The 24,441-nt window shown below is 69.4% G+C and carries 29 protein-coding genes and 1 tRNA gene; 12 read left to right on the top strand and 18 right to left on the bottom strand.

The genetic code is table 11. From position 1 onward, the window contains the following. Positions 1–6 precede the first annotated feature (6 nt). Positions 7–573: an ankyrin repeat domain-containing protein gene (locus BLU08_RS13620; protein WP_090201435.1), complete on the bottom strand. Its 567-nt coding sequence runs from the start codon at positions 571–573 to the stop codon at positions 7–9. A gap of 213 nt (positions 574–786) precedes the next feature. On the opposite strand from BLU08_RS13620, the gene BLU08_RS13615 reads away from it, so the two are divergent. The 8 genes from BLU08_RS13615 to BLU08_RS13580 all read left to right on the top strand — a co-directional run bounded on the left by BLU08_RS13615 (position 787) and on the right by BLU08_RS13580 (position 6,851). Continuing rightward, the gene (locus BLU08_RS13615) at positions 787–1,425 is read left to right on the top strand and encodes an SCO family protein (protein ID WP_090200311.1); all 639 of its coding nucleotides are present in this window, start codon (positions 787–789) and stop codon (positions 1,423–1,425) included. After that, positions 1,413–1,907, top strand: coding sequence for a YcgN family cysteine cluster protein (locus BLU08_RS13610; RefSeq protein ID WP_090200309.1), 495 nt, complete (start codon positions 1,413–1,415; stop codon positions 1,905–1,907). The genes BLU08_RS13615 and BLU08_RS13610 overlap by 13 nt, the downstream gene beginning before the upstream one ends. After that, positions 1,904–2,626, top strand: a complete 723-nt coding sequence (locus BLU08_RS13605; protein ID WP_090200306.1) for a M48 family metallopeptidase — start codon at positions 1,904–1,906, stop codon at positions 2,624–2,626. Before BLU08_RS13610 ends, BLU08_RS13605 begins: the two co-directional genes overlap by 4 nt. A gap of 64 nt (positions 2,627–2,690) precedes the next feature. Beyond that, positions 2,691–3,263, top strand: a complete 573-nt coding sequence (locus BLU08_RS13600) for a DUF4402 domain-containing protein (RefSeq protein ID WP_090200304.1) — start codon at positions 2,691–2,693, stop codon at positions 3,261–3,263. A 60-nt stretch (positions 3,264–3,323) separates the two neighbouring features. Continuing rightward, positions 3,324–3,803 carry a hypothetical protein gene (locus tag BLU08_RS13595; RefSeq protein ID WP_090200302.1) on the top strand — a complete coding sequence of 160 codons (480 nt, stop codon included), beginning with the start codon at positions 3,324–3,326 and terminating at the stop codon, positions 3,801–3,803. 29 nt (positions 3,804–3,832) lie between these two features. Next, the gene (ribD, locus tag BLU08_RS13590; protein WP_090200299.1) at positions 3,833–4,810 is read left to right on the top strand and encodes a bifunctional diaminohydroxyphosphoribosylaminopyrimidine deaminase/5-amino-6-(5-phosphoribosylamino)uracil reductase RibD; all 978 of its coding nucleotides are present in this window, start codon (positions 3,833–3,835) and stop codon (positions 4,808–4,810) included. Positions 4,811–4,816: 6 nt separating this feature from the next. Beyond that, the gene (locus BLU08_RS13585) at positions 4,817–5,443 is read left to right on the top strand and encodes a riboflavin synthase (RefSeq protein WP_090200297.1); all 627 of its coding nucleotides are present in this window, start codon (positions 4,817–4,819) and stop codon (positions 5,441–5,443) included. A 55-nt stretch (positions 5,444–5,498) separates the two neighbouring features. Next, on the top strand, positions 5,499–6,851 hold the full coding sequence (locus BLU08_RS13580) for an MBL fold metallo-hydrolase (protein ID WP_090200295.1): 1,353 nt from the start codon (positions 5,499–5,501) through the stop codon (positions 6,849–6,851). Positions 6,852–6,874: 23 nt separating this feature from the next. On the opposite strand, the gene BLU08_RS13575 is transcribed toward BLU08_RS13580, so the two are convergent. From BLU08_RS13575 to BLU08_RS13565, 3 genes are all read right to left on the bottom strand, one after another. Beyond that, positions 6,875–7,291, bottom strand: coding sequence for a PilZ domain-containing protein (locus BLU08_RS13575; protein WP_090200292.1), 417 nt, complete (start codon positions 7,289–7,291; stop codon positions 6,875–6,877). A 391-nt stretch (positions 7,292–7,682) separates the two neighbouring features. Then, the gene (locus BLU08_RS13570) at positions 7,683–8,858 is read right to left on the bottom strand and encodes an aromatic amino acid transaminase (RefSeq protein ID WP_090201433.1); all 1,176 of its coding nucleotides are present in this window, start codon (positions 8,856–8,858) and stop codon (positions 7,683–7,685) included. Positions 8,859–8,931: 73 nt separating this feature from the next. Further along, the gene (locus BLU08_RS13565; RefSeq protein ID WP_090200290.1) at positions 8,932–9,891 is read right to left on the bottom strand and encodes a DUF1134 domain-containing protein; all 960 of its coding nucleotides are present in this window, start codon (positions 9,889–9,891) and stop codon (positions 8,932–8,934) included. Between the two features lie 302 nt (positions 9,892–10,193). On the opposite strand from BLU08_RS13565, the gene BLU08_RS13560 reads away from it, so the two are divergent. Beyond that, positions 10,194–10,286: transfer RNA gene (locus BLU08_RS13560), tRNA-Ser, on the top strand. Between the two features lie 281 nt (positions 10,287–10,567). Here BLU08_RS13560 and BLU08_RS13555 read toward each other — a convergent pair. From BLU08_RS13555 to BLU08_RS13530, 6 genes are all read right to left on the bottom strand, one after another. After that, a complete protein-coding gene (locus BLU08_RS13555; RefSeq protein ID WP_157674567.1) occupies positions 10,568–11,104 on the bottom strand; it encodes a hypothetical protein in 537 nt (178 codons plus the stop codon). 269 nt (positions 11,105–11,373) lie between these two features. Further along, on the bottom strand, positions 11,374–12,342 hold the full coding sequence (locus BLU08_RS13550; protein WP_157674566.1) for a cell envelope integrity protein TolA: 969 nt from the start codon (positions 12,340–12,342) through the stop codon (positions 11,374–11,376). Next, positions 12,342–12,722: a biopolymer transporter ExbD gene (locus BLU08_RS13545; protein WP_197676874.1), complete on the bottom strand. Its 381-nt coding sequence runs from the start codon at positions 12,720–12,722 to the stop codon at positions 12,342–12,344. Before BLU08_RS13545 ends, BLU08_RS13550 begins: the two co-directional genes overlap by 1 nt. Further along, a complete protein-coding gene (locus BLU08_RS13540) occupies positions 12,719–13,108 on the bottom strand; it encodes a biopolymer transporter ExbD (protein ID WP_090200283.1) in 390 nt (129 codons plus the stop codon). The genes BLU08_RS13545 and BLU08_RS13540 overlap by 4 nt, the downstream gene beginning before the upstream one ends. Further along, a complete protein-coding gene (locus tag BLU08_RS13535; protein ID WP_090200281.1) occupies positions 13,105–13,839 on the bottom strand; it encodes a MotA/TolQ/ExbB proton channel family protein in 735 nt (244 codons plus the stop codon). Before BLU08_RS13535 ends, BLU08_RS13540 begins: the two co-directional genes overlap by 4 nt. 98 nt (positions 13,840–13,937) lie before the next feature. Further along, a complete protein-coding gene (locus BLU08_RS13530; protein ID WP_090200278.1) occupies positions 13,938–16,016 on the bottom strand; it encodes a TonB-dependent receptor domain-containing protein in 2,079 nt (692 codons plus the stop codon). 80 nt (positions 16,017–16,096) lie between these two features. Between BLU08_RS13530 and BLU08_RS13525 the strand changes: the two genes are divergently transcribed. From BLU08_RS13525 to BLU08_RS13515, 3 genes are all read left to right on the top strand, one after another. Continuing rightward, the gene (locus BLU08_RS13525; protein ID WP_157674565.1) at positions 16,097–16,465 is read left to right on the top strand and encodes a hypothetical protein; all 369 of its coding nucleotides are present in this window, start codon (positions 16,097–16,099) and stop codon (positions 16,463–16,465) included. Between the two features lie 207 nt (positions 16,466–16,672). After that, positions 16,673–17,086: a hypothetical protein gene (locus BLU08_RS13520; protein WP_090200275.1), complete on the top strand. Its 414-nt coding sequence runs from the start codon at positions 16,673–16,675 to the stop codon at positions 17,084–17,086. 275 nt (positions 17,087–17,361) lie between these two features. Then, positions 17,362–18,054, top strand: coding sequence for an alternative oxidase (locus BLU08_RS13515; RefSeq protein ID WP_090200274.1), 693 nt, complete (start codon positions 17,362–17,364; stop codon positions 18,052–18,054). Positions 18,055–18,087: 33 nt separating this feature from the next. Here the strand turns inward: BLU08_RS13515 and BLU08_RS13510 are convergent, their stop codons facing one another. The 8 genes from BLU08_RS13510 to BLU08_RS13475 form a co-directional block, all read right to left on the bottom strand. Continuing rightward, entirely contained in the window at positions 18,088–18,732 is a 645-nt protein-coding gene (locus BLU08_RS13510) for an NrsF family protein (RefSeq protein ID WP_157674564.1), read from the bottom strand. Positions 18,733–18,736: 4 nt separating this feature from the next. Next, positions 18,737–19,261, bottom strand: coding sequence for a sigma-70 family RNA polymerase sigma factor (locus BLU08_RS13505; protein ID WP_090200269.1), 525 nt, complete (start codon positions 19,259–19,261; stop codon positions 18,737–18,739). Continuing rightward, complete coding sequence (locus tag BLU08_RS13500; RefSeq protein ID WP_090200266.1) at positions 19,261–19,983, bottom strand: cytochrome c biogenesis CcdA family protein; 723 nt, start codon at positions 19,981–19,983, stop codon at positions 19,261–19,263. The genes BLU08_RS13505 and BLU08_RS13500 overlap by 1 nt, the downstream gene beginning before the upstream one ends. A 9-nt stretch (positions 19,984–19,992) precedes the next feature. Then, complete coding sequence (locus BLU08_RS13495) at positions 19,993–20,391, bottom strand: thioredoxin family protein (RefSeq protein WP_090200264.1); 399 nt, start codon at positions 20,389–20,391, stop codon at positions 19,993–19,995. A 168-nt stretch (positions 20,392–20,559) separates the two neighbouring features. Beyond that, positions 20,560–21,996, bottom strand: coding sequence for a hypothetical protein (locus BLU08_RS13490; RefSeq protein WP_090200262.1), 1,437 nt, complete (start codon positions 21,994–21,996; stop codon positions 20,560–20,562). 69 nt (positions 21,997–22,065) lie between these two features. After that, on the bottom strand, positions 22,066–22,542 hold the full coding sequence (locus BLU08_RS13485) for a hypothetical protein (protein WP_090200260.1): 477 nt from the start codon (positions 22,540–22,542) through the stop codon (positions 22,066–22,068). Between the two features lie 57 nt (positions 22,543–22,599). Further along, positions 22,600–23,286: a C39 family peptidase gene (locus BLU08_RS13480; protein ID WP_090200259.1), complete on the bottom strand. Its 687-nt coding sequence runs from the start codon at positions 23,284–23,286 to the stop codon at positions 22,600–22,602. After that, a complete protein-coding gene (locus BLU08_RS13475; RefSeq protein ID WP_090200256.1) occupies positions 23,283–24,359 on the bottom strand; it encodes a hypothetical protein in 1,077 nt (358 codons plus the stop codon). The genes BLU08_RS13480 and BLU08_RS13475 overlap by 4 nt, the downstream gene beginning before the upstream one ends. Between the last annotated feature and the right edge of the window lie 82 nt (positions 24,360–24,441).

The raw sequence follows: 24,441 nt of genomic DNA, 5'->3' as shown, positions 1-24,441 counted from the left end.
TCCATGTCAGAAGGAAGGCCCGTATTGCTGCTTGGTTCCCTCGCCCTCGCGCGCCTCGTCGGCAGCTTCGAATTCGGCCCGCATCAGCGAATTGCCGCGCTGCAGCTCCATGTAGTCGCGTGCCGAGCGGCCCGAATTGTCGTTGCGGTCGGGATCGGCCCCCTGCGCGAGCAGCTCGCGCACCAGAGTCACGTTGCGCTGATGGACCGCCGCGATCAGCGGGGTTTCGCCCTGGCTGTCGGAAACGTCGACCAGCGCGCCGCGCTTGACCAGTTCCTCGACCGCCTCGACCTCGCCCAGGGTCGCCGCGATCTGGAGCGGGGTCAGCCCCTTGTTGTCGCGGATGTTCGGTTCGGCGCCCTTCTGCAGCAGGAACTTGATCCACAGGATGTCGCGCCGCGCGGCGGCAATGTGGAGCCCGGTCTGTCCGGTGGTGATGTCGCGCGCGTTGATGATGGTCGTGCCCGGCTCATTCAGCATCTCGGTCACGGCGTCGCCGTCGCGGTCGCGCACGGCCTTGAGGAACTTGTAGCCTTCGGAATACAGCTGCGCGTGCGCGGGCGGCGCGAGCATCCCGCCCGGGCCGAACCCCAGCCCGGCACCGGCAATCGCAAGCGCAACCGCAACCGCAACCGGGGCCGCCGCCGCTCTCGCAATCCGCGCGGGACTTCCTAGCTTGCACAAAACCGGTGCGAACACGCTTTTGTCCTTTCGCATTTCCTGCCACATATCGTCGCACGCGGGATCGGCGACACCGCCCGCTGCCAGGCCGCCAGTTAGCAGAGCATGAACCCACACGCCAAGACCTCCGCCGCATCCCCGGTCCTCGCCGGTCTCCTCGCCTCGCTCGCCGCGCCGCTCGCGCTCGTTGCCTGCGCGCCGGAAGACCCGGCCGCGCTCGATCCGCCGCTCGCCGGCTCCAGCATCGGCGGCCCGTTCGAACTGGTGAACAGCGCGGGCGAGACGGTGCGCTGGGACGATTTCGCCGGGCAGTACCGCGTGGTCTATTTCGGCTTCGCCTACTGCCCCGACATCTGCCCGACCGACATGCAGCGCATCGCGCAGGGGATCGAGGCGCTCGAGGAAAGCGATCCCGACCTCGCCGCGAAGGTCCAGCCGATCTTCATCACGGTCGATCCCGCACGCGATACGCCGCAGGTGGTGGGCGAATTCACCAGCGCCTTTTCGGATTCGATCATCGGGCTGACGGGTACGCCCGAGCAGGTCGACGCCGCGCGCGAGGCGTTCAAGGTCTATGCCCGGAAGGGCGAGACGACGCCCGATGGCGGCTACCTGGTCGATCATTCGGCGATCACCTACCTCTTCGGACCCGAGGGCGAGCCGCTCGCCACCCTGCCGACCGACCAGCCGGGCGCCGAGGGCGCGGAGCGGTTCGCTGCCGAGATCCGGAAATGGGCCAGCTGAGGGAAGGCTTCTGGAACCGCCCGCTTGGCGAGCTCAACCGCGCCGAATGGGAAGCGCTGTGCGACGGCTGCGGCAAGTGCTGCCTGCACAAGATCGAGGATGCCGACACCGGCGAAATCTCGGACACGAACGTCGCCTGCAAGCTGCTCGACGCGGGGACAGCGCGGTGCCGCGACTATCGCAACCGCAAGGTCTTCGTGCCGGATTGCCTGCGCCTGACCCTCGCCATCGTCGAAGACGTGCCGTGGCTGCCGGTGACCTGCGCCTACCGCCTGCGCGCGGCGGGCCGCCCGCTGCCGGGCTGGCACTACCTCGTCTGCGGCGACCGCGAGGCGGTGCACCGGGTCGGCGTTTCGGTCGCGGGCCGCGTGGTGAGCGAGACCGAGGCCGGCCCGCTCGAACACCATATCGTCGAATGGCCCGCGCCCGACCGGGACGCGCTGGAGCCCCCGGTGCTCGCGAGCGTCGAGGCGGAGAAATGATCGACTGGCTGCGCCGCGCCGCGAGCGATCCCGCGATCGAACTCAACGGCGAGCGCGTGCCGATCGTCCTGCGCCAGCACAAGCGCGCGCGCCGGCTGACCCTGCGGCTCGCCCCCGACGGCACCGAGGTGCGCCTCACCGTGCCGCACTGGGCACCGCGGGCGCAGGCGATCGCCTTCGCCCATGCCCGTGCCGACTGGCTGGCCGAACAGCACGCCAGGGTCCCCCGCCGCGCCGCGCCCGGTCCGGGCGGGGAGGTGCTGCTGCGCGGCGCGCCCCTGCGGATCGAGTGGGAGGAACGGGCCTCGCGCATCCCGCGCCCCCTGCCCGGCGCGCTGCGCGTCGGCGGGCCGCGCGCCGGGCTCGAACATCGCCTCAGGCGCTGGCTCGAACGCGAGGCGCTGACGCTGGTCGAGGCGGACATGGCCGATTACTGCGCCGCCGCCGGGCTCGATCCGGTCCCCGTCGCCCTGTCGCGCGCGCAGCGGCGATGGGGAAGCTGTTCGGACAGGAACCGCATCCGCATCAACTGGCGGCTGGTGCAGGCGCCCGATTTCGTCCGCCGCTCGGTCGTCGCGCACGAGGTCGCCCATCTCGTCCATTTCCACCATTCGCCCGCCTTCCACGCCCTGCTCGCACGGATCTACGAAGGCGACATCGGCGCGGCCGATCGCTGGCTCAAGCAACAGGGCCGCTCGCTCTACGCAGCTTTCGGGTGAGGCTCCCGCACCTCCGCAAGGCTGCGTAGAACTCCGTTAACCATGCGGCCGTAAGACAGCGGTCATGTTCGCACGTTCCGCCCTGCTGCTGGCCGCTGCCGTCTGCCTTGCCCTGCCCGCCGCGCCCCCGCCGGCGCAGGCGCAGGGATCGTGCCCGCAATGCGACCTGCCGCCCGGCTGCCGGGGCAAGGGCAACCAGAACGGCAAGGGGAACGGCAATCGCAACCGCAACTGCCAGCGCCTTGCGATCGCGATCGATTCCGACATCGACTTCGGCCGCGTGGTCATCATCGGCCGGGGCGAGGGACGCGTGCTGCTCGATCTCGGCACCGGCGAGAAGCGGCTGTTCGGCGACATCGACGATCTCGGCGGGATGCCGGTCACCGGGCGCGCGATCGTGACCGGCGCCCCGCGCGAGCAGGTCAGCATCGCCCTTCCTTTCGAGATCGAGATGCGCGGGCCGCTCGGCGGGGAGGCGCGGCTGCGCGATTTCGTCACCTCGCTCCCGGCCATGCCGCGGCTCGACGAGAACGGGCGGCTCGAATTCGTCTTTGCCGCGACGCTCGTCGTCAGCGGCGAGGAACGCGCCGGCGGCGACCTGCGCGCGAGGGTGCCGATCAGCGTGTCCTATCTCTAGCGGTGCGGGCGCCGCGCAGGGGAACTGGCGCGATCGCGCCGCGCGTCCTATATTGCGCCCATGTTTTCCCGCATCCTGTCCAGTTCCCGCTTCAATCCCAAGGCCGGGGCGCTCGATTTCTGGCACGAGTTCCGCAAGCCCAATCCCTATCGCTGGCCGATCCTCGCCGCCTCCTGCCTGCCGCTGGCGGTGATCTTCGGCTGGCTTTCGACCGAAACCCATTACAAGGAACCCGCCCGGCCCACGATCACCTACATCACCACCTTCGATCCCGAACGGACGGACGAGGAGATCATGGCCTCCAACCGCGCGAACCAGGAGGTCAAGGAACTGCGCGAGGAGCGGGCCGAGGCGATCGCGGAGCGCAAGCGCGAACTCTACAAGGCGCTCGGCCGGGCGACCGGCATGGACGTGGACGAAATCGAACGCCGCGCCGAAGCCGAGCGCGCCGCCGAGGAGGCCGCCACGGCCGAGCGCCGCGCCGCCGGGGCCGATCCCGCAGCGGCGCCGCAGGACCGGGCCGAAGGAACCGCCCGATAGGCGCCTCCCCACCCGGCGATGCCGCGTGGATGGCAGCCGCCGCGCGGCTTGCCCTGCGCGCGCGTCCGTTGTGCCGGCCCAATCCGGGGGTCGCGGCCCTGCTGCTTTCGGGAGAGGACGCCCCCCGCGTCGTCGCGCGCGGCTGGACCCGCGCAGGCGGGCGCCCCCATGCCGAGGCGATCGCCCTCGCCGGTTTCGCAGGTGGCGGCGCCAACGGCATGACGCTCCACGTCACGCTCGAACCTTGCGCCCATGCCTCGCTTCGCGGTCCGGCGTGCTGCGATGTCGTCGCCAATGCCCGCCCTCGCCGCGTCGTCATCGGCCAGCGCGACCCCGACCCGCGCACCGCGGGCGAGGGCATTGCCCGGCTGGAACGCGAGGGGATCGCGGTCACGGTGCTGGACGATCCCGCCTCCGCTGCAAGCCTTGCCGATTACCTCACCTTGCGCCGAATGGGCCGTCCGCGCGTCACGCTCAAACTCGCGTTGTCGCTCGACGGGTGCATCGCGCTCGCCGACGGGACCAGCCGCTGGATCACCGGCGAGGCGGCGCGCGCCCATGTCCACGCCATGCGCGCGCGGCACGACGCGATCCTCGTCGGCGGGGGCACGTGGCGGGCCGACCGGCCGCGGCTCGACGTGCGCCTCCCGGGCCTCGGGCCGCGCAGTCCGCAGCGCCTCGTCCTCACCCGCGGGGCCGGGGCCGACGGGGCGCGCGTCATCAACCGGCCGGCCGATATCGCCCGGCTCGACGGCGTGCTGTCGGTCTATCTCGAAGGCGGCGCGGGCGCGGCCTCGGCCTTCCTCGCCGCCGATCTCGTCGACGAGCTTCATCTCTACCGGGCGCCGATCCTGCTGGGCGACGGGCTGCGCGCGCTGGACGGGCTGGGGCTCGCAGGGCCGGACGGGCTCGCCGGCGCTCATGGCCGGTGGGAACGCATTGCGGCCTGCCAGCTTGGCAGCGACAGCTTCACCGCCTATCAGCGCAACCGCGAAGAAGGAGCCTGACACCCGATGTTCACCGGCATCGTCACCGCCATCGGCACGATTGCAAGCAGCGAGCAGCGCGGCGACCTGCGCGTGCGGGTGGCCGCCCCGCTCGACCCGGAACGGATCGCGATCGGCGCCTCGATCGCCTGTTCGGGCGTGTGCCTCACCGCCGTTGCGCGCGGGGGCACGAAAGGCGATGCGTGGTTCGATGTCGACGTATCGGGCGAGACCGTTTCGCGCACCGTGCCGGGCATGTGGGAGGCGGGCCGCCGGCTCAATCTCGAGCCCTCGCTGCGATTGGGCGACGAGCTTGGCGGGCATATCGTCACGGGCCATGTCGATTCGGTCGGCGAGGTCCGCAGCTTCCAGAAAAAGGGCGATTCGTGGCTCGTCGCGATCCGCGCGCGGGCCGAAATGGCGCCCTTCATCGCGCCCAAGGGCTCGATCACCGTCGACGGCGTCTCGCTCACTGTCAACGACGTGCGCGATCAGAGCGACGGGACCTGCGATTTCGCGCTTAACCTGATCCCGCACACCGCCGAGGTGACGACGCTCGGCGGCCTCGGGGAAGGCGCGCGGGTCAACCTCGAGATCGATGTGCTCGCGCGCTATCTCAAGCGCATGCAGGGCCTCGCCGCGACCGCCCGGTAGGAACACCGGCGGCACCCTCTCGTTGGTTGGGCAGACAGCGAAAGGGAGAGCCGCCATGATCCTCGAAACCATCAAGACCACGGGCCTGTCGCACCTGTCCTATCTCGTCGGAGCGGGCGGGAAGGCGGCGGTGATCGATCCGCGCCGCGACTGCGAGATCTATCTCGAACACGCGCGCGCGCAGGGCCTGGAAATCACCCACATCCTTGAAACCCACCGCAACGAGGATCTCGTCTCCGGCTCGCCGCTCCTCGCCGCCATGACCGGGGCCAGGGTGCTCCACGGCCCGAACCCCGAACGCCCCGTCGTCTTTGCCGAGACCGCGCGCGAGGGCGATAGCATCGACATCGGACAGCTTCGGATCGAGGTGATCGAGACGCCCGGCCATACCGACGACCATCTCGCCTATGCGGTCCACGACACCGCCTATCCCGACGGGGCGGTCGGCGTGTTCACCGGCGACGCGCTGTTCATCGGCGATGTCGGGCGAACCGATTTCTACCCCGACCGCAAGCGCGAGGTCGCGGGGCTCCTGTACGATTCGCTGCAGAAGCTGCTCGCCCTCGGCGACCAGGCGATCGTCTATCCGGCCCACGGCGCGGGCTCGGTTTGCGGTTCGGGCATGGCGGAGCGCGAATTCTCGACCATCGGTCACGAACGTCGCAACAACCCGCGCCTGCAATTCGAAACCCGCGACGACTTCATCGCCTTCAAGATCGCCGAACACCACTACCAGCCGCCCTATTTCCGCCTGATGGAACGGCTCAACATGGATGGGGCGGACCCCGCGCCGCGCGTGCTGCGGCCGAAGGTCCTCTCCCTTGGCGAGCTGCACGAGGCGCAGTGCGATCACGTGATCGACGTGCGCGATCCGCTCGCCTTCGCCTCGGGTCACCTTGCCGGCGCGATGAGCCTGCCGACCGGCATGATCAGCGCCTTTGCCGGCTGGTTCATCGGGGAAGAGCATCGCATCGGCCTCGTGGCCTCGGACGAGGCGCAGCTCAACGCGGCGATGGAACACCTCGCCCGGATCGGGCTGGACCGGATCGCGGGCGGTTTCGTCGGCGTGGTCCCCGCGGCGGCGAACGGTGCGGACATGCGCGCCATCCCGACCGTCCAGACCGAAACGGTGGAGCGCAGGCTGGCCCAGGCGGGCGAGGACTGGACCCTGCTCGACGTGCGCGATGCGGACGAACGGGCAAGCGGCGCGATCGAGGGTTCGCAGCACCTTTACGTGGGCCATCTCAACGAGGGTTGGCGCGATCTCGACCCGGACCGGCACTATACCGTGATGTGCGCGAGCGGGATGCGCGCGACGGTTGCGGCGGGCTGGCTCGCCTCGCGCGGGTTCGACCGGCTCGACATCTACCTCGGGTCGATGGGCGCCTGGTCGCACGCCCACGGCTAGCGCGGTATGCGACCCGGTCGCCTCTAGCGCAGCGTGCCGCGCCGCCCGCGCGAAAGCGGCGGCAGGTCCTCGATCGGCTCGCGCTCGCGCGCCCGGTCCGCCCGGGCATTCGCGGCAAGCGCCAGCAGCACGGCGCGCACGAGATCGTCGACCACCGCCGGATGCAGCGGCTCGGCCAGCTCGAGCCCGGCATGGCCGTCCTCCGACCACGCCGCGCACACCACCTGCATTTCCAGCCCTTCGAGCCTGAGACTGTAATGGCGCCCCGGCTCAAGCCGCTTCGCGCGTTCGGCCCGGAACAGGCAGCCCGTTTCCGAGATGTTGCGGATCGTGCCTTCGAATTCCCTCCCGTCGGTGCCTTTCAGCAGCGCGCCCATGTTGATGTGGCGGCGGGCGGCGATGCGGCCTTCCTGGGGCGCGAAATCTTCGTTAATGCCCATTGTGCCAAGCCCCGTCATTCCTTGCCGGAGCCGAGATCGAAGCCCGCGCGGCGCTCGCTGCGGAGCCGGTCGTTGCCCGAACGGCGTTCGCCCTTGCGGCGGTCAGGTCCTTCGAAAGGCAATTGTGCGACCCGCCGGTCGCCCTTGCGGCGAGCCGGTATCTTGTTGCGACCAGTGTGATGTGAGAACGTTCACAGCCGTTAATTCGGAATTTGCCTTTCGATATCAGGGACTTGTAGGAACGCGACAGCGCGTCTGGCCCGGCCCTGCGCCCGGCCCGGACGCACGCTGGCGAATCGCTTGAAATCACTCGGCAAAGCGGCGGGTGCGGGCGGCTCCGCCGCGCTTCGGGAAGCGCCTGCCGGTGTCTCGCCGGTGTCCGTTTGCGTCCCTAGCGGGTGACCTCGGCCAGCGCATCGATGAAGCGGTCGATATTGTCCATCGACAGCCCGGCGACGTTGATCCGGCCCGATCCGGCCATGTAGATCGCGTGATCCTCGCGCAGGGCGGCGACCTGTTCGCTGGTCACCGGCAGCACCGAAAAAAGCCCGTTCTGAGCGCCGAGCGGGGAGAGATCGACGCTTCCCGCCATGCCCGCCTCGGCCAGCCGGTCGCGCACCTGCCGCATCCGCGCGCGCATCTCGTCGAGCTCGTCCTGCCAGGCCTGCGTCAGATCGGTATCGCGCAGGATCAGCCGCACCGCCGCGGCGCCGTGATCGGGCGGCATCGACCAGCTCGCCCGGGCGAGCGCATTCGCGTTGGAAAAGGCGGTGTCGAGCGTCGTCCTGCCGTCGGCGAGGATGTAGAACGCCCCCACGCGGTCGCGGTACATCCCGAAATTCTTGTCGCAGCTGTAGGCGATGAAGGCCTCGGGCACCCGGGCGAGGACGGTCCTGAGGCCCTTCGCATCCTCCTCCAGCCCCTGGCCGAGGCCCTGGTAGGCGGTGTCGATGATCGGGAAGGCTCCGGAGGCTTCGAACGCCTCGGCGATGGCTTCCCATTCCTCGGGCGCGTAGTCGATCCCGGTCGGGTTGTGGCAGCAGCCGTGCAGCAGAACGCCCTCGTCCGCCCGTGACCCGCGGATCGCGCCGAGCACGGCATCGAGATCGGCGGTGCCATCGGCGCGCGCGTGATCGAAAGGAGCGAGTTCGAGCCCGAGGTCGGCCAGGATCTGCGCGTGGTTGGGCCAGCTCGGCGTGCCCATGTGGAGCCGGGCCATCCCCGCCTTCTGCGCGAGCGCCGCGGCGAGCCGCACCGCGCCGGTCCCGCCCGGGGTCTGCATCCCGGCGATCCGCCCGCCCATGGTCGCGTTCTCGCCGAAGATCCACGGCATCAGCGCGTTGACGAAGCCCGTGTCGCCTTCGGGACCGAGATAGGACTTGCTGTCCTGTTCCTCGACCAGGCGCTGCTCGGCCGCCTTGACCGCCTCGAACACGGGGGTCGCGCCGTCTTCGGTGCGATAGACGCCGACGCCGAGGTCGATCTTGTCGTCGCGCGGATCGGCGGCGTGGAGCTTGATCAGCGCGAGCAGCGCATCGGGCGATTGGGGTTCGAGTCGGTCGAGCATGGTGAGCGCGTCCTGCCGCGCCGATGGCCGCGCCGCAACCGGCAATCGCGCCTTTCGCGCGACCGTGCCCGCGTCAGAAGGGCAGCCAGCGCTGTTTCTTCGAGAATTTCATGTAGCCTGCGTTGACGCCGAGCCGCAGCCCCGCCCCGACCCGGATCGGGATCAGCACGATGTCGCCCTTCCGCAGGTAGCTCGCGGTCAGACCGCCGACGAAATAGGCCTGCCCCTCGCCCGCCGGAAAGCGTTTGAACAGGTCTTCGGTGTCGTAGAGGTTGTAGACGAGGACGAAGGTGTTGCCGGCATTGGCCCCGGCGTCGAAACCGATCGAAGGCCCGGTCCAATAGACCTTGCGGGTGCCCTCGACCTTGTGATGCAGCGTGCCCGAACCGTAGCGCGCACCGACGATGAACGCGCCGCCCGCCTCGCGCCCGACGATGTATCCGTTGGGCTCGCCCTGCTTGCGGAGCAGGTCCTCGATCAGCCCGGCGAGCCCTTCGGCGCCCTTGCCGAACACGCGTTCTGCCGCGCCGATCAGGTCGTCCTCGCCATAGGTCGCGGATTCGGCCGCAGCTTCGGGCGTGGCACCGGGCGCCGCATCGGCCACTTCGGGGGCCTCCTCGCGGCTCCAGGCGGGCAGATCCTCGGCCGGAACGCTTTGGTCCGTCCCCTCGGCGTAACCGGAAAACTCCTCGTCGAAACCGGGCGCGCGCGAGGTTTCGACCTCGGCCGGCCCGCGCGGGGCGGGCTGCGGCCGGGGGTCGGGCCGTGACTGCGGCTGCGCCGGGTCGAGATCGCCATCGATCGCGCCGCTCGCCGGCCCGGCGGGCGCGTCCTCGGACGGCGCGGAATAGGCCTCGTCGGGGTCGAAGCTCTCGACCGTGTCCTGCGCCGCGAGCGGCCCGGCCAGCCCGGCGAGAGCCATCGCCGCGACCGCGAGCATGGCCGCGGCGAGATGGCGCGCCTGCGCCAGCGGCGCGCGCCGGCCGCTCGCCCGCTTTGCGGCCTCGTCGATGATCTGCCTCGCTCGGGTCATGATGCAGCCTTTCGCCTTCGGTTAACGGGGCATCGCGCGTCCTTTGCCGCCGGTCGGCCCTTCTCCGCCATCGGGACTCCGGGCGGCAATCGCAGGGCGGCAGGGCGAATCGAAAACGCGACGAGGCGAATCGGCTATCCGACCCAGCCTGAACGCCGGACGAACCCGCCCGTCGCTGCGCCCCCGTTCGTGCCGTTCCGAAAGCGGAGTCGGAGCCGCCGGAGCAGCTGCGCGCACATGCGACCTTGCCGCGCGCCGCCAGCACGACTATAGCGCGCGCCTCGCAGCCGATTTTGCGTCGCGGAGACGTGGGTGAGTGGCTGAAACCAGTCCCCTGCTAAGGGACCATACCGTTTATAGCGGTATCGAGGGTTCGAATCCCTCCGTCTCCGCCACCTGCCGTTCCTGCGAACGGTCATGATCCGGAAGGCGAACCGGGGGCGCGGCTTGCGTTCGAGCAGCAGCAGCGGGGCGACCGGCTGACCGCCCCGCTTTCCGTGGCGGGAACGCAAAGCCGGTCCGCTTCCGGCCGGGCGGGTTGCGGACATTCCTTCGTGCGCCCGAATCGCAAAGACGCGCTCCGGTGCCGTTCCAATGCCGCGCCGGCTGCGCGTTCATTCCCTTGCCCGCGATCGAGGCAAGCGCGGGCGCGGGCGCGGCGGCCGGCGCCTTCGGCTCAGAAGCTGTCGGCGGTGTCGCTCTCGTTCACGAAACCATCTTCGTTGGTGTCGAGCCGCTTGAACATCCGCATCCCGGATTCGTGGAATTCCGCCGCAGTCATGATCCCGTTCTCGTCGGTGTCCATGAAGCCGAAGCGGAATTCGGCAGCATCGATCTGCCGCTGGCGATCCTCGACCGCGAAGGTCAGCTCGCTTGCATCCATGCGCTCGGTGAATTCGCCGACATATTCCTTCGACGTCAGCGAGCCGTCGCCGTCCATATCGGTCTTCGCGTAGCTCGCCTCGCGCGCCATCATGAATTCGCCGATCGAAACCTGGCCGTCGCCGTTCGTGTCGTAGGTCTTCACGAAAGCCGTCTTGGAGTGGCCGCCGACCCGCCGCTCGCGCTCCGAAGCCTCGGGATTGTCCTGCGGCGCCGTGCTTGCGCCGGTGTCCGTGCCGGTCTCCCCGTCCGGTTCGTCGGCCATGGCCGGACCGGCGAGGCACAGAAGTCCGGCCGCGAAGAATGTTCCTGCGATTGCTACCCTGGTCATGTTCACGCTCCTTGCTCTAGCTGATGTGCCGGTCCCGAAGCTCGGGGATCGGCGAGGTCGTGCGGCCTTCCGCCCGTCGGCATCGGCGGCGGTTTCCCGGCGGGAAATGAAAATGTCATCGCGGGCGCCTGCTTTTCGCATTGCAAGAGCCTCACCTTCGTCCATCGGCTTCCTGCAGGACCGGCGTGGCACGCTCGGACGCACTTGGCCGGTTCGTTTATTATACTGATTCGCATTATCAATACAATCGATCTTGTTTTGCGGGCCTGTCATCTTCCCCTGATCCTGACCAGCACGGGACCCTGGCCGGACGGCGGAGCGGGATAAGGGGCCGCGAGCCGCGCCATCCGCAGCGCCTGCCGGTCGAACCGGGTCGAACCGGACGAGCGGTAGATGGCGAGATCGCGGACCCGCCCGCTGCGTTCGATCGCGATCCTGAGAATGGCCTCGCCCGCGCCGACCGCGTTCGAGCGGCGGTTGCGCCGGATATGGTCGGTCACGATGCCGGTGTAATTGGTCGTCGCCGCATCGCCCGAACCGCTTCGGGCGGACCCGCTGCCGGTCCCGCTGCCGGTGTCGGATCGTCCCTCGCTCGATCGGCCCGCACCGGCCCGCGCCTCGGTCGGCGAGCTTTCCTGCCCGGCAGGACCGGAGCGCCCGCGCGTGGCCGCCGCCGGCGTCGTCGGCTCGGCTGCGCGCCGACCCTGGTCCTGCGCGGATTCCCGGCGCGCAGGCGCGGGTGGAGTCGAGGACGTGGGCGGACGCGCTGCCGCTTCCCGCGCGGCCGGGCGGCCATCGCGGCGCGCAGTCCGTCGCGGCGGAGAGAGCGGCCTTGCAGCCGTCGGCGGCGGCGCCGCCGCCGCTGGCTCGATCGGCGGGCGCTCGGCGCTCTCACGCCGCATGGGCGACTTCGCCGGCGGGGTTTCGGCTGGCGATGCGGCCACCGGGCGAGGGGCTGGCGGTTCGGCCGCGCTCTCTTCGGAAGCCGCCTCAGCGCTCGCCTCCGCAGTCGCATCCGTGCGTTCGGCGCTGGTCGAACCGGAACCGGTCGCCGAACCGGACAGGCCGAAGGACGCTCCCCCGCCGGCAAGGCGCGCGTCCTCGAACTGCGGCGCTGCAAGCCAGATGAACACGCCGAGGTGCAGCAGCACCGAAACGGCCGCGGCCGCGGCGAATTGCCGGGCCGTGAAGGTGCCGACCGAGGAGGCTGATCCCGGATGGAGGGCGGCGCGCGCCATCATTCCCGCTCCGCGACGAGGAGGATGCGAGCGACGCCGGCTTCGCGCAGGTCGCGCATCGCGGCCAGCAGCTCCGCCCCGGGAAGGTCGCGCGCCGGCAGGATCCGGGCTTCGCCGCGCAGCTCGGGATGGGCCGCGATCGCATCCTCGATTCCCGCGTAACTCCGCCCGCCGAAAGACACGCACCCGTCCCGCGCGATGACGAGGATGTCCCCCGGCGCGGACGAATCCATCTCCCCGCTCGAGACGAATTCGAAGGCTTCGCGGGGCATTTCCGAAAGCGTCCCGGCCACCATGAAGAAGATCAGGATCAGAAAGACGATGTTGATGAGCGCGATGGTCGGTTCGCGCTCGACCTTGCGGCGGCGGCTGGCGATCATTGCGGCACCACCATGTTCACCTCGAGCCCGGAAACCGGCTCGATCAGGGTGAGCACGTCGGTCAGGCGCTGCGCGTTCACGCCGTCGGCAAGGTGCAGGTTCACCCGCCTGGGCGCGTCGGTCGGCCCGGCGAGATATCCGATCAGTTCGCCATCCGTCATCGCCGCCCCGTCGAGCGTGACCGAGGCGGGTTCGACGACCAGGCGCATCGGCGTGATCTCGACCGCGACAGCGCCCGGGGCGGCGGCCGTCACGCCCCCGATCTCCAGCTCGGCGAACTGCCGAAAGGTCGATGCGAGCATGAAGAAGAGCAGCAGCAGGAAGATCACGTCGATGAGCGAGGTGATCGACAGGGAACGCCGCCGTCTCCTGCGCGGGGCAATCATGCGCTTGCCCAGGCCTTGTCGGTGCCGGGAAGCTCGGCGCGGACCGGGCCGCCGCTTGCCACTTGCGGGCTCGCGACCGGCTCGCTGGTTCGCTCGGCCAGGTCCGCCGCATCCGGCAGCGGGGTGGCGATCGCGCTCAGGAGGCGTTCGGCCATGGCCCGGTCGCGGTCGAGCCTGCCTTCGAGCCAGGAAAGGCCGATCGAGACCGGCATCGCGACGGCAAGACCCGCTGCGGTGGTCAGGAGCGCGACCCAGATGCCGCCCGCCAGCACGCTTGGATCGACCTGCGATCCGGCGGTCTGGAGGGCCTGAAACGCCTCGATCATGCCGAGCACCGTGCCGAACAACCCGAGCAGCGGCGCCGTCTGGGCGACGACGTCGAGAAAGCGCATCCCCTTTTCGAGCTCGAGGAAGCTCTGTTCGGCCTCCGCTTCGAGCCGCGCGCGCGCCTCCTTCGCATCCCCGCTGCGAAGCGCCAGCAGCGCCAGCGCGCTGAGGTAATCGTCCGCCTCGGCAAGCCGGCGCTTGCCCTCGGCCGTGTCGCCCGCGTCGTGCAGGCGGATAAACCGGGCAAGCCCGGAATGCTGCCCGACCCCGGCGCGGCGGAACTGGATCAGCTTGAGAATGAACAGCGCGAGCGAAACCGCGCTCGCGAGGAGGAGCAGCACGAGCACCGGGCCGCCCAGTTCGACAAGGCTCATCAGGCCGCTGAAATGATCGTTTACCGACATGGCATGGTCTCCCGCTGCTTTGCGGGGCGCCCGACCGACAGGCGCCCCGCGATTTCAGGTTCGCTTCCCCGGCTCCCGGCCGGGCGGAGCGATCGCGCTCAGAACCGCTTGAGGACGGTGAACTTGAAGTTCCGGCCCGGCGCCGGGCGGAGCGAGCGCGCCGGCTGGTAGAAGGTGTCGAAGATGTTCTCGACGCTGGCGCGCAGCGTCAGGCCTTCGAACAGCCCGCCTTCGGGCGACACGATCGCGCGCAGCGTGTGGATGTCGAAGCCTTCGCCGTCGACTTCGCCGTCCTGCACGCGGTCCTCGGTCAGGATCGTTTCCCAGCGCACGTCGAGCACCCGGCCGAAGCGCTTGCCGATCGCGCCCTGGTAGGTGTTCTGCGGAAGGTTGCGCCAGTCGCCGACGGTTCCGTCGCTGCGGGTTTCCTCGCCCGAGATGATGCTGAGGTTGAAATCGATGTAGAAGCCGCCTTGGGTGGCATAGGACGCTTCGCCCTCGAAGCCTTCGGTGCGCACTCCGACGACGCCGAACGTGCTCGAAAGGTCGTCGATCTCGGTGTTGTAGTAATTGACCTTGATCGCGATCTGATCGTTGTCGGCGAACAGGCCGACCCGGTTGAACGCGGCGCCGAATTCGTAGGTTTCGCTGACCTCGATCTGTTCGCGCAGCACCTCGTTTTCGAGATCGTCGATGATCGGCAGGTTGTCCGACTGCGCCCAGCTCGCGAAGAACGACAGGCCCATGGGGAATTCGTAACGCGCCGAAACGCCGCCCATCAAGGCATCGCGCCCCGAACTGAAATTGGTCCCGTCGTCTAGCGAGGGGCGCGCATCGACATCCTGCGTTTCGTAACGGATGGCGGGCGTGATCGTCAGCCCGCGGGCAAGCGCGATTTCGTCGATCGCGAAGAAGGCCAGCCGGTTGTCGATCCCGCCCGGCGCGGAATTGGCATCGGCGCGGACCCGGCTGCGGAATTCGAAGCCGGTTCGCAGCGAATGCCGGATGCCGCCGGTCTCGAAGAACGCCGCGTTCTTGAGGACGCCCTGGTAGATTTCGAATTGCAGGTCGGCATTGCCGAGGCCCGAGACGAACTGGTCGAAGCCCGGCGGATTCGTGCTTCCGGGCACGAAGGTCTGGTCGATCTTCTGGTTGGTGTAGGAAAACTGCGCGAGCAGGTCGATCGCGTCGTTGTCGATCGGATTGTAGTTGTAGCGCAGGATCGCGACCTGGCTCAGCGTGTCGCGGTCGACATTGCCGAAGAAGTCGGTGGTGGTGATGAAGGTGTCGAGCGGGACGTCCCGGTCCGCGGTGGTCGTCTGCTGGTAGCTGGCCCTCAGGTAATGCTCCCGGTCGGGATCGAGATAGACCCCGGCCTTTAGCAGGAAGGACGGCAGTTCGAAGGCGCCGTTGCCGATCTCGTCGCCGTTCCCGTCGGTCTGGTTTTCCTGCTGGCGCCAGGTGAAATTGCCGAGCAGTTCGATCCGGTCGGTCGGCGCGATGGCGAGCGTGCTGGAGCTCTGGAAGCCGTCGCCATTGGTGAAGTAGCCGAGCGTCTGGTTGAGCGCCACGCCGGCCTCGCCGCCGGTGAGGTCGAAGGCGTCGACCGTTTCGAGCCGGATGACCCCGCCGATGATCCCGGAACCGTATTCGAAGCTGCCGACCGTGCCGCGGATCACCTCGACCGTGCGATAAAGGTCGGGCTCGGTGAAGATCTGGTTGCCGAGACGATAGATCTCCTCGGCGTCGGCGACGGCGCCATCGATCTGGATCGAAACCTTGTTGTCGGTCCCGAACGGGGGATTGAAGCCGAAACCGCGGATCGAGATCGCCGAACCAACCGGGGTCGAGCCGTTGACAAGGCTGACGCTGGGCACGGAATCGACCAGTTCGGCGACGGTGTTGGCCTGCCGGTCGAGGATTTCCTCGCGGTTGATGACGGTTACGGGCGTCGCGGTCGCGGTCTGGACCGAACGGACGCTCTCTCCGATGTCGACCGTGCCGATCTCCTGGCCGTCCTCGGTTGTTTCGGTTTCCCCTTCTGCCTCTTCTTCCTGTTCGTTCTGTTCGACCTCGCCGCTGGTGTCTTGCGCCGCGCCGGCGGTGGAGAAGGCGACTGCCGCCAAAGCGATCGCGGAGCCGCACAGAAGGCGCCCCGCCCGGTACCGATTTATCATGACTGATCCCTGTTATACTGCTATTGCGAAGCGCTCGCAGCATGCTATTACGCAAATGCGAAGCGATTGCAAGGCAGTCCGTGGGACTGATCATCGACAATCCGCAAGCCCGGTCCGCAAAAAGGGAGAAGAATGGCCTACCCACCGACCTTCATGCCGAGCTTCGGCCGTGCGGATCTTCCCGACCGCGCCTGCGGGGCAGGGCGATGAGACCGATCCGTCGGCACGCGTTCGACGAGGCCATGCTCGTCCGCCTGTTCCGGCTTTGGTCGATGGCGCGCGAGACCGGCGAGCAGGCGCTTCCGGCGATGCACGATACGGCCATGCAGGTCGGTTATGCGGTCGAGACTGCGGCGGCCTGTTCGAACTGGTCGAGGCGAGGCTCGGACGCGCGCTCGTGCGGGAATGCTGCTGCAGCGTCAGGTTCTCGGCCGACGAGCGGGCCCTGACCGGGGTGGTCCGCACCGCTCGCAGCGACGGGATGGGCGGCAGCGGCGATGCGGCGAAGAGCGGTCTCGAGGAAGCCATTGGCTGGGCCGCACGGGCGGTGCGGGCGGCGATGAAAATGCCGGTCGGGCCTGCGCCGGGCACCAGGCCGAAAGGCGCCGCGGGCCAGCGCGCATCCTCCGCGCCCGGACGAATCGCGAGGCACCGGCATGTCCGCTGACATCACCCTGCTCGGCCGGCCCCGGATGCGGAACGATCTCGATCCGACGGGCGACCGGATGATCGCGGCGCTGCGTTACTGCCATCACGCCGGGACCGGCTATTCGATCCACACGCTGGCGCACCACCTCGGCAGCAGGACCGCGCTGCCGCCGTTTCACGCGCTCCTCGACGAAGCGTGGCGCGCCTGGCCCGAGCCGCCGGTGATCGAAAGCCATTGCAACCCGCGGATTTCCCATGACGAAGCACTGCTCGTCGATATCTGCATGGCGGCCGCGCGGGACGAGCGCCCCGCATTCGAATTCCTGACGCGCGAAATGTTCGCGCCCTGTGCCCGCCAGACGCTCTGGCTGGCAGCGAGGCGCCTGATGCGGTCGGTCCTGCGCGCCGTTGGCGACCGGTGAAGCGACACGGCCCGGCCAGTGCTGCAATGACGGCCGATCCGCCATGGCCGGGGATCTGCCCGCCCGCCCGCTATCGGCGGCGTTTCTTCACCAAAGCGCATCGTCGCGAGGCAATAGGCGTCCCTGGTTGCGTTTATGTGCACATCCGGTGCGCCGGTTTCGCGGGTATCGAGCGTGCCCGAAGCCCATATCGTGAAGGCCGATGGAGTTCTGGTCAGGGCGCTCGACGGGGTCGGGTAGAAGGGGCCAGGCGAGCTTTGGGTATCCCGAGAACCATGAAACCGATCGATCACCGCCCGCTGATCCGGCAGGTCAATCACGCCGCCGCGCTCGACAGCCATGTGCCGCCGCGCAATGCCAGCGACAAGGTCGCCTTCGCCTTCGTCAAGGCGCTGCGCCTCGTCGCCGACACGTTCTTTTCGAGGCGCTACGGCCACCGCGCCGTGGTGCTCGAAACGGTTGCGGCCGTCCCGGGCATGGTGGGCGGGCTGTGGCAGCACCTCACCGCGCTGCGCAAGATGCGCGACGACGAGGGCTGGATTCGCACCCTGCTCGACGAGGCAGAGAACGAGCGGATGCACCTGATGACGTTCATCGAGATCGCCCAGCCGAGCGCGTTCGAACGGCTGCTGATCGCGATCGTCCAGGTCGTGTTCTACAATTTCTACTTCTTCCTCTACCTTCTCGCCCCGCGCACGGCGCACCGGGTGGTGGGCTATTTCGAGGAAGAGGCGGTGATCAGCTACACCGCCTATCTCGCCGAGGTCGATGCCGGACGGCACGAGAACCTGCCCGCGCCGCAGATCGCGATCGATTACTGGCAGCTTCCGGCCAATGCCCGGCTGCGCGACGTGATCATCGCGGTCCGTGCCGACGAGGCGGAGCACCGCGACGTCAACCACGGCTTCGTCGACGAACTCGACGCGCGCCGCGCGCACCGCCCGCTCGAAGGGCCGACCGCGGCCTAGCGCCCCCGCCCGCTCGAGGCCGCTCCGCACGGATCACCAGCGCAGCATCCGCGGCACCGCAAGCCGGCCGAGAAACGCTGCGCTGGCCACGGCGAGCCCGTACCACAGCGCGACATAGTGCACCGAATCGCTCGGGCAGCCGAGGTTGTAGACGAAGGTGCCGAGCGCCCCCGCGGCAAGCCCCGTCAGCCACCCGGCGCGGCGGCGTTCGGTGACCGCCCCGCGCCGCAGCCACAGCGTCAGCACGCCGCCGATCGCGAGCGCGCTCGAAAGGCTGATGCCGAGGCAGTAGGGGACGCTTCCCGCCGTCAGGATGGCAACGGGAAAGGGCGCACCGCCCAGCGTCAGCGCGAGGCTGGTGACGGGAAACAGCAGGGCGGCGCCGAGCGCCCAACGCCACCCCTCGCGCCGCGAACCGACACCGGGCGAAGCGCTCGCGGTGACAGCGAGCGCGGCCGCCGCGCCCATCAGCAGCAAGGTGCCCGAACGCAGCAGGACGATCTCCGCCGGCTCCAGCGCAACAAGGTCCGGCCGCAGCCCGAACAGGGGTGCGGTCACGGCGAAAGCCAGCAGCGTCGCGGCCGCGACGAGCAGCAATCCGGTGCGTTTCCTGACCCGGCGCACCGGCGCGAGGTCGGCGACGAGATCATCGATCCGCGCCCCGTTCGATGGTTTCATGGGATTATTCGCTTTCAACATGATCGGCGAGTTTCCTGAGGCCACGGTGGATGTTCACCTTGACCAGCGATTCCGACTGCCCGGTCCTTCGGCTGGCCTCGGCGATGGAAAGGCCCTCGATCTTGACCAGGCGGATCGCATCGCCCTGCCCCTTCGACAGGCGTGCGAGCATCCGGTCGATGCTGATCCGGGCGAGGATGCCCGCTTCGTGGTCCCCTTCGGCCAGGGCCTCGTCGAGCTCGGTCTCGCCCCGGGAACCGGTCCGGCGGAGCCGGTCGACCCAGCGATAGCGCGCGATCGCGGCGAGCCAGGGGAGAAATGGGCGCGAGGGATCGTAGGTCGCGCGCTTGGCGTGGATCGACATCAGGGTCTCCTGCACGAGGTCCTCCGCGCTCGCCGGATCGATCCGTCCGCGGTAGAACCGGACGAGCCAGGCGCGGCTGTGTTCGAGCACGGCGCGATAGGCCGCGCGGTCGCCGGCCTGCGCCTTGCCCATGAGGGCGGACAGGCTGGCGTCGTCGGCGCGCATCAGAACCGCGTCGTCAGGTCGATGAGCCAGGCGGGGCTCGTCTCGACCAGCAGGGTCTCGAACCGCTTGTCGAGGCCCGTCAGGACGAAGGCGCCCGCGACGATCATGCCGCTGCCCAGCAGCACCTTGCCGGCGCGGCCCGCCGCCCCGAGGCCTTTCAGCATGGCCGCCATCCTCGGACGCAGGACCGTGCCGATCAGCAGGAGCGGGATCGCCGCCCCGATGCCGAAGACCGACATGGTCAGCGCCGCCACGGCGAGCCGGTCGCCCTGACTCGCGAGCAGGGTCGCAGCGCCCAGCGTCGGGCCGACGCAGGGGCTCCACACAGCGCCGAGCAGGAGGCCGAGGCCGAACTGCCCGCCGAGCCCGCGCCGATCGTGTTCCTCGCTGCGCCGCGATCCCCAGTCGGCGACCGGGCCCATCGCGGTCTGCAGGGCGTATTGCGCGCGCGGCAGCGCGAGCAGCGCGCCGAACACGATCAGCAGGCCGGCCGACAGGACGCGCAGCAGGTCCGGATCGATCCCGAGCGAAACTCCGATCGTCGCGACGAACAGTCCGGCCGCAGTGAAGGAAAGCGCCAGCCCCGCCGCGAGCACCGCCGGTCCGAACCGGTGTTCGTTGGCCGAGGCCGCGAAGACCAGCGGCAGGATCGGCAGCACGCACGGGTTCAGGAAGGTGAGGATCCCGGCGAGCAGCGCCACGGCAAGGGCGAGCAGGTCCATTCCCCCGCCTCACCCGCGGGTCGAGGCGATGAGCCGGGCGATCGCCTCGCCATCGGTGGAGCCGAGCAGGCGGGCGGTCTCGCGCTTGCCGTCGAAGGCGATCAGGGTGCTCTGCTTCGTCACCCGGAAACGGCGCTGCTCGGCCTTCTGGCTGTCGAAATCGAGCCTGAAGACGACGAGATCGGCGTTCGCGGGGTCTTCGGCGGCGCGCTCGATCAGGGGCTGCTGGCGAGCGCAGACCGGGCACCAGGAGGCATGGACGTCGATCAGGATCGGCCGGCCCTCGGCCTGCGCGGCGGCGAATGCGGCGTCGGAATAGGGCCTGAACTCGGCGGCATGGGCAGGCTGAACGATCGCGGCGGCGGCAAGGCCGCCCAGCAAGAAACCCGGCAGGACGAAATTATGCATGGTGGTGCTCCCTCTTGATTGCGAACGCCCGGAAACGGCGTGCAATGAACGGTTCGCCCGAACCCGGCCCGAGGTTACACTCCCCGCGGCCAGGCTGCACCCAGGGCGAAGGCGGGACCGGCGCGCGGATTGTCCGGGCGACGCCTGCCGGCAGCCCCCCCTTGCCCCTCAGAAGGTCGTCGGCAGACGGATCCCGAAGGTGAAGTCGGGGGATTCGTCGGTCAGCCCGGTCGCGGTCGAGATCACCAGCGAGGTCCGGTCGCTGAGGCCGATCGCCGCCCCGAGCGAAAGCCGCGCGTCATGCGTCCCCGACCCTGGAATCCTGGTCCCGTTCGACCGCGTCGCGAACCGCTGCGCGTCGAGGAAGGAGAAGTTCATCGAGACACGTTCGTTGATCGACATGTTCATGCCCGCGAAGAATTCGAACCCGTGGCCGGGATCGACGAAGCCGAAGTCGTCGAACCGTTTGCCGAAGGGCAGGTTGTAGGCCCCTCCTGCGAACAGGACCACCGGATCGATCGGCCAAACGAAGGTGACGCCGGGCGAAACGGTGAAGAAGCCCGAGCCGGTCGGCGCTTCGGTGAGGATCTCCTCGGGGCTGTCCTCGCTCACGGGGACGCGGGGTATCTCGAAGGCGCTCCTGCCGGTCGGATATTCGGCCGCGACCCTGAGGATCGTCGCCGGGCGCGCCTTCCTGGCGGCGAGCGCCTGCCACGACAGGGTCAGCCCGATGTCGCCCAGGCCGTGCCCGGTGATCGCCCGTTCGGTCGCATCGCCCGTCCCGATCCCGGTGGTCTCGGTGTCGTTGCGATAGACGAAGGGCACCCTCAGATCGACCTGCGAGCGCGAGCCGGTGCCGTAGCGCGCGGTGATCGAGCCGGTCAGGATGTCGCGGTTGACGTCGTCGACCCTGATGCTGCCGATGACGATGGCGTTGAAGATCGAGAAACCGGAAATGTTCACCCGGTCGCTGGAGATCGAGGTGTATTCGAAACTTGGCTCGATCTGGAGCCGACCGGGCGACAGCAGCACGCCGCCCTGGTCGAGCAGGAGCTGGTCGACCGCCTGTTCGGATTGCGGGCGGCCCTCGTCGGGCTCCTGCGGCCCGGCGGCGACCTGCCCCGCGGCGGGCTGCGCGGCCTCGCCCGGCTGCGGCCCCTGCCCCTGAGCTTGCCCTTGCCCTTGCGGCGCGTCCTGCCATGCCGCCGCCCCGGTCGCGAGCATAGGCCGGTAGGCGAGGCGCGGCGCGTCCGGGAGGCCGTCGCGTTCGGCAAGGGTCAGCTGGAGGCTCTGGACCTCGGCCCGCTCGGCGGCGAGGGTGCGGTCGCGCGCGGCGATCTCCTCGGCCTGCCAGGCGACGACCGCCTCGAGCTCGTCGATCCGGCGCTCCTGCTGGTCGAGCCGCGCCTCGAGCCGGCACAGCCGGTCGCCGCCCTTGTCGTCGGCGCAGTCGGCGACCTCGCGCGCCTGCGCGCCCGTCCCCGCCGCCACGAGCGCCACGACGAGCGCGAAGCCGCTGCACCCGGCCCGGCCTCCCGCGCTCCACCCCCGGTTCCCCCCGCCCGTCACCACGCGCGCGCGATCGAAGCCTCTCAAAGCCATCATGTGCCCCCTCCTCGAATGCTTTCCCCGAACCGGGGCTCTGCGGCCCCGGACGCATGCGGTCTTCGGCGCCTAGAGGCCGAAGATCCCGCCATTCCTGATGTTGCTCGTGTCGGCGACACCCCCGTCGAGGAAGTAGACGTTGAGCACGAGATTGTTGTTGACCACGTTGTTGTCGCCCACGACCGAGGCGAACTGGGCGAAACCGCCGGTGTTGGGGAGCGTTGCGAGGCCGACGCTGAGGCTCACGAGATCGGCCGATTGGGAGGCGATCTCGACGCCGTCGGGCAGCGTGCCGCCCATCCGGGAAAGATCGCCGTAGCCGAACAGCTCGAAATAGACCCCGCGATAGCCGCCGCGAAGATCGGCGAGTTCCGGCTCCTCGATGACCCGGCCCGCGGAGTTCGGGTGGTCGCCGAAGACGAGCCGGACCAGCCCGGGCTCGGCCGACATCGGCCCCGTGCCCTCTTCGGCGCGGGCGATGCCGCCGGTCCCGACGAGAGCGATACTCGCGGCAAGGGCCGCACTAACCTTCAGATGGCTACTCATACCCTTTCCTCCTGCGTCAAAAAAACCGTTCCCCCTGGGGCATCCCGCCAGCCCCGGCTAGAATTCTCCCGGCAATGCGATCTGCGTGGCGCCGAGCGCGACCGCGATCGAGCGCAGGTCGCCGGGCCGCGCGAGGATCGTCGGGTCCTGCATGAATTCGGGATCGGGCTGCATGTCGGCCCGTGCCGCAGCGAGGATGATGCCGTCCCAGCTCCCGGCGAAGACCTCGAGCGTCGGGCGGCTGTTGCCGAAGGCCGGATCGGCGATCAGCACCTTGTCCCCGTCGACCCGCTTGATCACCACGAAATGGTTGTATCCGCGCACGTTGATGAGCGCGATCACCGGCACCCTTAGATTGGCGAGCTTCTCGACCGAATCGAGCTGGAACCCTCCGGCCGCGAAACCGCGCGCCTCGAGGTAGCGCTTGAGTTCGAGCAGCGAGAATCCCTGCCGGGCGATCGACACGTGCTGGTCTTCGGGCGTGATCTCGAAGATGCTGGAGATCACCTCGCCTTCCGACGCATCGAGCCCGTAGCCGTGTTCGAGCAGGGTCGAGACAGCCGCCGCGCCGCAGCTCAGGTCGCGCGACTGGCGGGTGATGCCCTTGAACCGCATCTCGGCGAGCGAGCGGACCTTGACCTGCAGCATCCCCCCGCCCGGCAGGTCGACCGGGGGATTGGCGAGCGCCGGCAGCGCGATGCCGAGCAGCGCGGCCGCGGCGATCGGGGCAGCGCGCGCGCTCACAGGCCCGGCCCCCGGCTGACCGAGACGCTGACCGTGTTGGCCGTCTGGTTGCCGTGACCGACGACCTGCGAAACCTGCGCGACCCCGGTGAAGCCCGCGAAGGAATCGGCGATCGAAAGCTGCGCGCCCGCCTCTTCGTCCTGCGCCTGCGCGTCTCCGGCAGGAACCGGGCGCATCTCGCCGAGCCCCGCTTCCGGGATGGCCGAGGCGCTTGCATGGGTCCCGAAGGCCGCGGCGAAAAGATTGGTCTGCGCGTTGCCGCTGCCCGCCGCCTGATTGAGCTGGACGAGCCCGCTTGCGCCGTTGAAACTGCCCGTGATCGCGGCGCTGCCCGCCGGAACGGGAAGATCGCCGTGCCCCTCTCCGCCGCCCGCCGGGACATCCGCCAGCGCGTCGGCAAGGGCAAAGCCGTTTTCGGCGACCGCGATGGCGGCGATGTTCGCCTGCGCGGCGCCTGCCCCGGCCGCCTGGTTGGCCTGGAGGATGCCCGATGCCGCGTTGCCGGAATCGGACAGGGAAACCGATGATGCCCCGGCCGGGCCGACCGCGAAGGCGCCCTCTGCCCAGGCCTGTGGCTGCGCGCGTGCCGTCGCCGCGAGCGAAGCGACGGCGAGCCCGTCCTCGCCCCTCGCCAGCGCGAGCCCGACGAGGTTGCCCTGCGAGGAACCGCTCGCGGCCGACTGGTTGATGCCGACGATCCCGCGCGCTTCGTTCGCGGTCCCGGCGATATTCGCATCGCCGCCCGCAAAGGCGAGGTCGAGGCCCGCATTGGCCTGCGTCGTCGCGCCGTCGGCGAAGGCCGCGCCCGTGCCCTCCACCAGCGCGGCGACGAGGACGTTGTCCTGGTTGACCGCATCGGCGGCGGCCTGGTTGAGATGAAATACCCCCGTCCCCTCGTTGCCGACATCGTCGAGCTGCGCGGCGCTGCGTTCGGGGCGTTCGGGTGCGAAACCCTCGGGTTCGTCCTCGCTTTCCTGCGCCGCGCCCGGTCCCGCGCAGGCGAGCGTCAGGCCAGCCGCAAGGGCGAGCAGCGCGCCGGGCGACCGGCCGGTGATGGGTCGAAGGCGGAACATTGGTTCAGGTCCTGTCGGGCTGAGGTGGATGGGTGACGAGGCGGCTTGATGCATGGGGGCCCAGCATCCGGGGCACCGCCCC

The organism is Erythrobacter sp. HL-111, assembly GCF_900105095.1.
Classification (GTDB): domain Bacteria; phylum Pseudomonadota; class Alphaproteobacteria; order Sphingomonadales; family Sphingomonadaceae; genus Erythrobacter.
This window is presented reverse-complemented; position numbering and strand designations above follow the sequence as displayed.